The sequence below is a fragment of the Tateyamaria pelophila genome, from assembly GCF_019966495.1.
In the GTDB taxonomy this organism is placed as follows: Bacteria; Pseudomonadota; Alphaproteobacteria; order Rhodobacterales; family Rhodobacteraceae; genus Tateyamaria; species Tateyamaria pelophila.
In genome coordinates, this window is sequence record NZ_JAIMIA010000147.1 from 1 (window position 1) to 9595 (window position 9595).

The window sequence follows — 9595 nt, forward strand, 5'->3', positions numbered from 1 at the left end:
CCTCCCGCCCGTTGTTTGAACGAAACTGAATCACAAAACTATGCAATCAAACAAGAATTAATGGGTGTGCTGCCTAACAAATGGTTTAGGTCGGGGTGCATGGCGACAGAAATCTTACCGAGCACCAAATTGCCGACGGGCAGGGTGCAAACACATCAGCGACAAGCTGCTGGCCGGCTTGAAAAACTACGGAGTGGCAAGCGCCTTTGTTATCGACGGTGGTTGAGGATCGGACGCCGCAATTTGACCGATCAGTGTCAAGGTCTGGGAAGTCCCGCAGTCTTTGAGGTCGAGTGATGCTAGGCTTTGCTCATGTATCGAAGCGCAGGTTCGACGGGCCGCATCGCAGCAAAAAACTTGTCCGACAAGCGGCAGCATTGGGCCGTCCACGACAGCGGCCTGTGATCCCTCTACCGGATTTGGTGCGACCGATCTAACGGCGGTAGAGAGCCCAAAGTGTAAAATGCGGCACCAACCACGAATGACCACTGTTGGGAATCGAGAAGGAAGCAATTCTGGTTCCAAGCCCTCAGAGCAGGCTACGGTCAACAATTGAAAACTGTCGGTATCCAAGTTTGACTGCGCCCCTCCTCTGCAACCGCCGCAACACCGGGCCGGTAGCGTTGCGCGACAGTCCCGTCAAATCGGCAACATCCAATTGCGAGAGAGGAAATACTACCGGATCACTTTCGTCAGCGTGGCCAAAAATCTGGCCCTCACCCAACAGCGCCCGAAGTACAGCGACAATTCTAGCCTCCGCCGTATCGAGGCGATACGCGCTCATCATAGCGAGTGTATGATCGAACATTCCAACCGAAAGTCTGGCGACCATACGCCAGCCTTCAGGTTCGGTTGCACAAATGTCCAAAAGCGACGCCTTCGGGACATATGCTATTGTTGCAGCGGTACGCGTTGTCAGCGCGGCACGTCGAGGCGTATCCGTTATGAGGGCGGCATCGCCCACCCACCAACCTTGACGCGCGACATGAACAAGCTGCGGCAGGTCTGGCTGAAGCGCAATGATGACATCGATGAAACCGTCGCATACCGCGTAGAGTCCACCCGGCGCATCTTCCAACCGATAGATCGACTCGCCCGGACCGAAAGTGAGTAATTCAGCCTCGCTCAGAACAGCCGTGCGAAATCTATGCGGCTGAGCAGATAGCCATCCGTGCGTCTCGAGGATCGATTTTTCACGATCTGTGAGATTTTTATTTTGCTTATTGACCATCGCTGGTCATTTTGACCGGCCCGCTTGGGTTATGCAAGGAGAAGTGGAAAGGGAGATTCTTGATGAACTTTGTTAAACGTTCCTTCGCAGTTGTTGTGACAATTCCGATGTTCGCTGTGACGTTGGCTGCGCAGGACATCTCTGTCTCGGAGGAGGAGCATCGTTCCCCCGAAACTCCTTATTCGCCCTATCCGAACGATCACTTTCCACAAAACGTGTATTTCGGGGATACGCATCTGCATACGGCATGGTCTGCGGATGCAGGTATGGCAGGGACAACCGTCGGGCCGGATGTAGCTTACCGGGCCGCGCGGGGCGACGTGGTTGAAAGCCAGACTGCAGGCCCGTTCAAACTCATTCGCCCCCATGATTTCGTAGTTGTCGCAGATCATGCCGAGAACATGGGGCTATCGGACTATCTCAATCGCGGTGATCCCAAAGTTCTACAGTCCGAAGGCGGTCGACGCTGGTATGAAATGGTAAAGGCCGGAAATGGGTATGACGCCTTCATTGAGTGGATTGCGGCCAACGGACGTGGCGAAGATCAGATCGATAGCCCGGAGATGGTGTCGGAGGTCTGGGAAAAGGTGATCGAAAACGCCGAGCGTTACTACGAGCCTGGTGTCTTCACCACCTTCATCGGATACGAGTGGACCTCCGGCCCCGATGGAAACAACCTGCACCGGAATGTCATTTTCCGCGATGGGCCCGACCGAACGCGTCAGGTTGTACCTTTCTCGGCGCTCGACAGCGATGATCCCGAAGATCTTTGGACCTATTTGGAAAACTATGAAGACCGCACTGGCGGTCGTGTGTTGGCTATTCCGCACAATGGCAATCTTTCCAACGGCCTGATGTTCCAGTTGGAAACGCTCGACGGAGATCCCTTCGACGAAGAATATGCCACGCGCCGTAACAAGTGGGAACCCGTGTACGAGGCCACGCAGCCCAAGGGCACCGGCGAAGCGCATCCGCTCTTGTCGCCGGATGATGCTTTCGCAGACTTTGAAATCGTGGATGCCTCGAACCTGAACGGCACTGTGCCGAAGACGCCCGAGATGATCCGCACCGAATATGCCCGTGAGGCGCTGAAGGATGGTCTTGCGCTGGAGGCGGAACTGGGTGTGAACCCCTTCAAGTTCGGCATGATCGGTGCCACGGATTCCCACGCAGCCCTGCCATCAACGCGCGAAGAAAATTGGTTCGGCAAGGCCTATATCGTTGAGCCCTCGCCGCATCGCCGTGACGGCGTTCTGATCGAAAGCACGGTCGATCCGCAATATTCGATTTATGACATCGACCTTGGAGCCTCCGGGCTTGCGGGCGTCTGGGCAACCGAAAACACCCGCGAAGCAATCTGGGACGCTTTCGCCCGAAAGGAGGTGTTCGGTACAACCGGAACGCGCCTCCGGGTCCGGGTATTCGGCGGTTGGGATTTCGAGGAAGACGAAGTGAGCCGACCTGACTTTGCACGCGAAGGCTACGCGCGCGGCGTGCCGATGGGGGGCGATCTTCGGCCCGGCCCGGAAGGTGCGACGCCGAATTTCATGGTGCGCGCTTTGCGTGATCCAGATGGTGCCAATCTTGACCGTATTCAGATTATCAAGGGTTGGCTGGATGCCGCCGGGCAAACTCAGGAAAAGATCTGGGATATTGCCTGCGCTGGCCGGGACATTGTAGACGGGGCTTGTGATGGCGCAGTCGGCGACACGGTCGATGTGGCCGATGCTTCATGGACGAACACGATCGGCGAAGTAGTGTTGGGCGGATATTGGCAAGACCCCGAGTTCGACCCGGTATTGAAGGCGTTCTACTATGTTCGTGTGATCGAGATTCCAACACCACGTTGGACCGCTTATGATGCGAAATTCTTCGACATTGAGATGCCCGATGGAACACCGATGACCGTGCAGGACCGAGCCTATACATCGCCGATCTGGTACACGCCGCGAAGATAATTACGGTGTTTAATTCGGTACCTGTCATCCTACGCCAGAAGCAACGGAGGATATCCATGGCTGCGCGGTCAAAAAGAAGGGATTATCCATTTCGCCGGATATGAAATCGGCATCATAGACGCATTTTGGGTATTTTTGCGTACTGCGGAGTTATGAACGGTAGGCGTCGACACCGGACTTTGGAGCCTGATCAGCGAAAGCCAACTTTGTCCACGAACTGTGAGTTCGAGCTAGGCTTTGCTCTTGCGGCGAATGACTGCGATGCGGGCTGCGACCGCAGCAATGACGGGCAGCACTGAGTGACCGTTTTGGGCCGATCATGTGCTTTGCCGGTTTGGCGGATCAATCGCGTTGGATGGCGAATAGGGTGCGTTGTTCATCCCAATTCATTGGACACGGTTCCAGCATCTGCGCGCGCGTCATTCCCGGATCCGGTCGCCTGTCCAGGATCGCCTCCACGATATTGGGCGAGAGCAGCGGCATGCGCAGACGCGTGTGAGATAGGAGTGCCCGATCTTTTCATGGGCCGCCAATTCCTTGGTTGTTGCGAACTTCCCCGACTCCAGCATTCGCTTCCAGCGGAAGGCATGTGCCAGTGCCTTGACCAAAGTGTTATCTATCTTTCTCTGGCTGGATGCTCCGTCCGGCAGTTGCACCTCCTTGCGGCCGCCGCGCTTCACCACTCGGTACGGAATGTAAACTGTCACCGTTTCCGGTGCTGGCGTCGCGCGGGTCATGCCGCCGTTCCGAGATCAGCCATCATTTCGCGCGCCAGCCCGGTCAGACCGTCGACCCGGAGGCGGACGTTGAGCCCCTCTATGCCGATGCCGATCCGCTCGACCAGCAGTGTCGCGATGCGCGCCTGCTCGGCGGGGAAGAGTTCGTCCCAGAGCGCGTCAAGACGGGTCAGGGCTTCGAAGGCGTCGGCCACTCTCGCCGCCTTTCCGGGTTTGGGTCGGCTAGAAGGCCGCCCCGTCTGGGCCGTAGAGCAGCCCTGTAAGCAATGCTGCCGTGTCGGCATGGTTGCGCGCGGCACGCTTACGGGGGCTTTCCGTCACGATGGCGTGAACCATGTCCCAGACACCCTTGTCGATGATGGCGTCATGCTCGCCGGGATAGCTGGTCCCCTTGTGGACGGCCTCGCCGATGTAGGCGCGGTTGTTCAGCAGACGAAACAGGTACTTCTTGTCGATCCGGTCGCCACGGCTGGTCTAATGCCCCGTGCCGCCAGTTCACGAGCCAGTTCCGTGCCCGAGCCGATTTCGATGAAGCGGGCAAAAATCCAGCGGACATTGGCGGCGTCGGCTTCTTTTACGATCAGTTTGCGGTCTTTCACCTCGTAGCCCAGCAGGGGCACGCCGCCCATACACATGCCCTTCATGCGACTGGCGCGGACCTTGTCGCGGATGCGTTCGGTCGTCACCTCGCCTCGAATTGGGCAAAGGACAGAAGAATGTTCAGTGTTAACACTGCCATGGACGTCGTGGTATTGAAGGACTGAGCGACCGAAACGAAGGTCACGTCGTTTCGGTCAAACACCCTGATCAGCTTGGAAAAATCCATCAGCGGCCGCCACAGGCGGTCGATCTTGTAAACCACGACCACGTCGACCAATCCATCCTCGATGTCCGCGAGCAGGCGTTTCAGGCCGGGTCTTTCCAACGTGCCGCCGGAGATGCCACCGTCGTCAATTTGATCGCGCACCAGCACCCAGCCTTCTGACCGTTGGCTGGCGATGTATGCCTCGCATGCATCCCGTTGGGCGTGGGGGTTGTTGAACTCCTGCGCCAGTCCTTCCTGGGAGGATTTCCGGGTGTAGACAGCGCAACTCAGCTTCTTGACGATGGGTTTGGTCATGCGCCCCTCCGGTGATTTTTCAGGCCGAAGAACTCCCAGCCGTTCCAGCGCGTGCCGGTAATGGCGTGGGCAATGACGGAAAGCGATTTGTAAGGGCGGCCCTGCCAGTCGACACCGTCGGCGCTGACCGTAGGCTTCCTGCAAAGGGCCGCAGGATATGGGCTCACTGGTAGCACGGATGAACACAAGCTGCTGTTTCTGCATGGAGCGGGGCGCAACGGCAAGTCGGTTTTCCTGAACACGCTTCTGGATATCTGGGGCGACTACGGTCGGCGTGTTGCTGCGACGACTTTCCTTCATTCCCAGACCGAACGGCATCCCACTGATGTCGCGGGTCTGCACGGCGCGCGTCTGGCGGTCGCATCTGAGCTTCCGCGGGGCAAGACCTGGGACGAGGCCACGATCAAGGACCTCACTGGCGGCGACCGATTGACGGCGCGGTTCATGCGGCAGGACTACTTCGATTTCGATCCGCAACTGACCCTGATGATTGCAGGCAATACGCAGCCGTCTTTTCGAGGCGTGGATGAGGCGATCCGCAGCCGTGTTGTTCTCGTCCCCTTTGAGGTCACTGTTCCACCGGAGCGCCGGGACCGAGGCCTGCCAGAGAAGCTGCGCGCGGAGGGCCCGGCAATCTTGCGTTGGAGCATCGACGGTGCGCTCGCCTGGCAGCGCGAGGGTTTAAACGTGCCGCCCTCCATTGCGCTAGCATCAGCGGCGTATTTCGACGAGGAAGATACTGTCGGTCAGTTTCTGACCGACGAAACGACAGTTGATCCGCTTGCTTTTGTTGCCTCTGAAGACCTTATCTTCCGGTTCAACCAATGGAGCGAACGCCAAGGCCTCGGTTCTTGGACCCAAAGAACGCTGATCAAGGAGTTGCGGCAGCGGGGCTTTGAGGATGCGCGCAACAAGCGGCAGCGCGGGCTTCGCGGTCTCAGATTCCGGCCAGGGTGACAAAGGTGACGAAAAACAGACTATCCTACGTATGGCGTTTCTGACCTCACTATACGCTAGATAACTGAAAAACTGTCACCTTTGTCACCGTCGCTGTCGGTGGCCGCCCGGCCACGAACCTAAGGATTTTGGTCTCAACTGAGCGCCAACGTCAACATTGTATGCGCCTGGTCTTGGAATGGACCTGCATCCGTCCTGTCGGTTATTGGCGGGATATGCGAATTATTGTCAGGATTACAATGGGGTGAGAGACTTGATATGCTTCAGGCGAGGCGCTTAAAAGGCGCGGTTTATTCGGAAGGGGGGCTCGCCTTGTCCGGTCGGCAGAGAAAAACTGCAATAAAGAACGAGAACACCGGCGCGCAGGCGATCGAGCAGCAGTCGGTCGATACTCTCATCCCATATGCCAACAACGCGCGGACCCAAAGTGAGGCGCAGTTGGCGCTGATCGCCGGGTCGATCCGAGAGTTTGGCTTCAACAACCCGGTTCTGGTGGACGGCGACAGTGGCATCATTGCGGGGCATGGCCGGGTGCTGGCGGCCCCAAGCTGGGGCTCGCGACGGTGCCGGTCATCGAGCTGGCGCATCTCAGTGAAGCGCAAAAGCGGGCCTACATCCTCGCCGACAACAAGCTGGCGGAGCATGCGGGCTGGGACCGGGATCTGCTCTCGCTGGAACTGACAGATTTGTCGGACCTCGGTGTTGATCTGGCGGACATTGGCTTTGAGGGGGCAGAGTTGGATGCATTGTTCGGGCTTCAGTCCGGCGATCCGAAAGAGGAGGTGACGCCGGAGGTTCCTGCCGATCCGGTGTCACGTACCGGCGATATCTGGCAATTGGGCGCGCACCGGCTGATGTGCGGCGACGCCACGGACCCGTCTGCGGTCGCGCGTTTGCTGGACGGCGTCAAACCGCATCTGATGGTGACTGATCCATCCTAAGGCGTGATGTACGATCCGGAGTGGCGCAACCGGGCAGGGGCCTCGGAAACCAAACGTACCGGCAAGGTCCTGAATGACGACCGGGCTGACTGGCGCGATGCCTGGGCGCTGTTTGCAGGCGCGGTGGCCTATGTCTGGCATGGCGCACTCCATGCAACGACCGTGGCCGAGAGCCTGATTGCCAGCGGTTTTGATATCCGCAGCCAGATCATCTGGGCCAAGGACAGGCTCGTCCTGAGCCGGGGGCACTATCATTGGCAGCACGAGCCTTGCTGGTACGCCGTGCGGGGCACGGGGCACTGGTCAGGCGACCGCAAGCAAACGATGCTCTGGTCCATTCCGAACCACGATCAGGACGCAGCCACGGTGCATGGCACGCAAAAGCCGGCGGAATGCATGCGCCGCGCGATGCTGAACAATTCCAGTCACGGCCAAGCGGTCTACGAACCCTTCTCGGGGTCCGGAACAACATTGATTGCAGCCGAGAGCTGTGGATGGCAGTGTCATGCAATGGAGCAGGATCCGGTCTATGTCGATGTCGCAGACCAGCGCTGGCAGGAATTCAGCGACAAGCAGGCACATCTCGCGGGATCCGGACGTGCCTTCACGGATGTCTCGGACGCGCGGAGGGCGGCATGAGCCAGAGCCGGAGGTCGCGACACCGGGTGCGCCCGGGCATTTGACGGAGGCTGCCCGTGCCGAGTAGGACCGTGTGGTGGTGGAACTGACGGCACTGAAGATCCTCTCCGTTCTCGATCGCGGCGCGTTGGCGGCGTATTGTCAGGCCTATGGTCGCTGGAATGCGGCGGAGACCGCGTTGGCCCTCATGGCAGCAAAGGACGCGGTGACAGACGGACTGGTCATCCGGACCAAAAGCGGCAATCTCATCCAGAACCCGCTGGTCGGGACCGCGAACAAGGCGATGGCCGACATGGTGCGCTATGCGGCAGAGTTCGGGCTGACACCATCTGCGCGCACGCGCGTGTCTGGACTGGACGTGACGGCAGAACCAAATCCCTTCGCGGCCCTGGACGAGTGGATCGCGTGATGGCGCGCCGCGGACGCAAACCCGTGCCGAATGTCCACATGACGGACTAATGAGCACAACCGTGCGGTTGGTGGCGCAACGCTGTCGAAACACATCGATGGCGCGGCCTTCGATATCGCCATGTCAAACCACAACCCGGTGGCCTTTGAAGCGGCGGCGGGGGCGGTCGGGTTCATCGGTTTCGGCGTCTACCCGCGCTCAGGCTTCATCCATGTTGATCTTGGCCCGGCGCGGCAGTGGGGTGAGGGGTTCCCCATCCGAGTGACCTCATTCGCCGAGGACGCGCCGCCCGCGCGCGAGGTACTGGCGCAAAGCCGCACAATGAAGGGCGGCGGGGCGGCCGGGGTTGCGACGCTGGGCGCGGCCGGGGTCGAGGTTGCGCAATGCGTCCTCGCGGAAACTCAGTCTGCAGTTCTTCCGCTGGTGCCATATCTCGACACACTCCGCTGGATGTTCATTGCCGTGGCGCTCGGTGGGATCGCGGTCACGATCTACACCCGGCTCGACGATTGGAAACAGGGGCGGCGGTGACTGCCGTCTTGCTCGGCAGGATCGGTTCCAACCCATGGACGACGGCCGCACTACGCAACGGTGCAATCGCGCTCACCATCATACTGTTCCTGCTTTCGAACCGCCGCTCCGGCGAACGCGTCGGCCGGATCGCTGAACATCTCGAAACTACGGAGAAAACCAATGTGGTCTGACGAAGGATGTTGGTGGTGACGGCTCACCGCCCTCGCAATCGCGACAAGCTGGTTGACCGGCTAACGGCGGGTTTTGAGGCAGGCAGCGTGGCGGCATGTCCGCCCGTCGTGGAATACAGCAGGGAGTTTCAGGTGCAAGCGGCCGAGGAATTGGCTCAACTAACGGAGGAATCGGCCGTCGTCGCGATGATGGGCTGTGATCCGGTGATCCGGGAACAGGCGGGGTCGTAAATCTTCCCGCAACTCGCGCTTCAATGAATCCTGCGGACATCACTCTATCAATTCGAAGTCGTTCAGAACCCACGTTTTTTCGATGTAGCCTTCAAGTGGGCCGTAGAGGCGGAAAACTGAGAAGAACCTCTTGGATGGGTCGGTCTTGATCCAGTTCGCCTCGAATCCCTCTGGCGCAGATTGACCGAAATACAGTTCCACCGACCCATCCGCGTTGACCACGGGGTCGGTCTGGCTGCCAACCGTGATTTGGCAGTCCGATGCCAACAGACCATGGGTGGCTGGATCATAGGCCGTTACGGCCCAGAACCGCTTGACCGGCGTATTTGCAGGGACGTTCAGCCGATAGGACTTGCTCCCGTCAAGAAACCCGCCATTCGCATCCCTGAAGGACGTGAGATAGGCCGTCCCCACACCCGGGGTGGTCGACAGAAGGTTGGGCGAAACCACAATCGCCTGGTAGTGCCACAGCGTGCGGGCATCGATGTCATTGGCGCCGCTGTCCCGGGTGAACTCGGTATTGCGCACAAACATCTTTTCCCACTGCCGCTCCGGCCAATAGCGGATATCAGGCTCACGTGAAGCATAGACTGTTGATTTTCGCTGAGAAGTGACCCGGTATTTTCACCGAGATTTGACCCACCCTTGATTATGTCTCAGCGGTCATG

7 protein-coding genes and 4 pseudogenes are annotated in these 9595 nt (G+C 59.0%); 7 read left to right on the forward strand and 4 right to left on the reverse strand.

The window, feature by feature from the left end; all coding sequences use genetic code 11:
* Positions 1 to 529: 529 nt before the first annotated feature.
* Positions 530 to 1231, reverse strand: a complete 702-nt coding sequence (locus tag LC354_RS24195; protein WP_223428543.1) for a Crp/Fnr family transcriptional regulator — start codon at positions 1229 to 1231, stop codon at positions 530 to 532.
* 62 nt (positions 1232 to 1293) lie between these two features.
* Here LC354_RS24195 and LC354_RS24200 point away from each other — a divergent pair, with 62 nt between their 5' ends.
* On the forward strand, positions 1294 to 3189 hold the full coding sequence (locus LC354_RS24200; RefSeq protein ID WP_223428544.1) for a DUF3604 domain-containing protein: 1896 nt from the start codon (positions 1294 to 1296) through the stop codon (positions 3187 to 3189).
* A gap of 733 nt (positions 3190 to 3922) precedes the next feature.
* Here the strand turns inward: LC354_RS24200 and LC354_RS24210 are convergent.
* Both LC354_RS24210 and LC354_RS24215 read right to left on the reverse strand, forming a co-directional pair.
* Positions 3923 to 5046, reverse strand: a pseudogene (locus LC354_RS24210) (recombinase family protein).
* A pseudogene (locus LC354_RS24215) lies at positions 5043 to 5177 on the reverse strand (DUF2924 domain-containing protein); the annotation flags it as partial. The pseudogenes LC354_RS24215 and LC354_RS24210, both read right to left, overlap by 4 nt.
* A gap of 58 nt (positions 5178 to 5235) precedes the next feature.
* On the opposite strand from LC354_RS24215, the gene LC354_RS24220 reads away from it, so the two are divergent.
* The 6 genes and pseudogenes from LC354_RS24220 to LC354_RS24245 all read left to right on the forward strand — a co-directional run bounded on the left by LC354_RS24220 (position 5236) and on the right by LC354_RS24245 (position 8927).
* Positions 5236 to 6003, forward strand: a complete 768-nt coding sequence (locus LC354_RS24220; RefSeq protein ID WP_263289591.1) for a phage/plasmid primase, P4 family — start codon at positions 5236 to 5238, stop codon at positions 6001 to 6003.
* A gap of 339 nt (positions 6004 to 6342) precedes the next feature.
* A pseudogene (locus LC354_RS24225) lies at positions 6343 to 7583 on the forward strand (site-specific DNA-methyltransferase).
* Positions 7584 to 7662: 79 nt separating this feature from the next.
* Positions 7663 to 7992 carry a phage terminase small subunit P27 family gene (locus LC354_RS24230; RefSeq protein ID WP_223428545.1) on the forward strand — a complete coding sequence of 110 codons (330 nt, stop codon included), beginning with the start codon at positions 7663 to 7665 and terminating at the stop codon, positions 7990 to 7992.
* A 42-nt stretch (positions 7993 to 8034) separates the two neighbouring features.
* A pseudogene (locus tag LC354_RS24235) lies at positions 8035 to 8523 on the forward strand (YcbK family protein); the annotation flags it as partial.
* Complete coding sequence (locus LC354_RS24240; RefSeq protein ID WP_223428546.1) at positions 8520 to 8696, forward strand: hypothetical protein; 177 nt, start codon at positions 8520 to 8522, stop codon at positions 8694 to 8696. The pseudogene LC354_RS24235 and the gene LC354_RS24240, both read left to right, overlap by 4 nt.
* A gap of 15 nt (positions 8697 to 8711) precedes the next feature.
* Positions 8712 to 8927 carry a hypothetical protein gene (locus LC354_RS24245; RefSeq protein ID WP_223428547.1) on the forward strand — a complete coding sequence of 72 codons (216 nt, stop codon included), beginning with the start codon at positions 8712 to 8714 and terminating at the stop codon, positions 8925 to 8927.
* 39 nt (positions 8928 to 8966) lie between these two features.
* On the opposite strand, the gene LC354_RS24250 is transcribed toward LC354_RS24245, so the two are convergent.
* Entirely contained in the window at positions 8967 to 9461 is a 495-nt protein-coding gene (locus LC354_RS24250) for a DUF1214 domain-containing protein (protein WP_223428548.1), read from the reverse strand.
* Positions 9462 to 9595: the final 134 nt, after the last annotated feature.

Coding starts and splice junctions, on each gene's coding strand:
- LC354_RS24195 (WP_223428543.1), bottom strand. CDS start 1,231: ATGGTCAATAAGCAAAATAAAAATCTCACAGATCGTGAAAAATCGATC.
- LC354_RS24200 (WP_223428544.1), top strand. CDS start 1,294: ATGAACTTTGTTAAACGTTCCTTCGCAGTTGTTGTGACAATTCCGATG.
- LC354_RS24250 (WP_223428548.1), bottom strand. CDS start 9,461: ATGTTTGTGCGCAATACCGAGTTCACCCGGGACAGCGGCGCCAATGAC.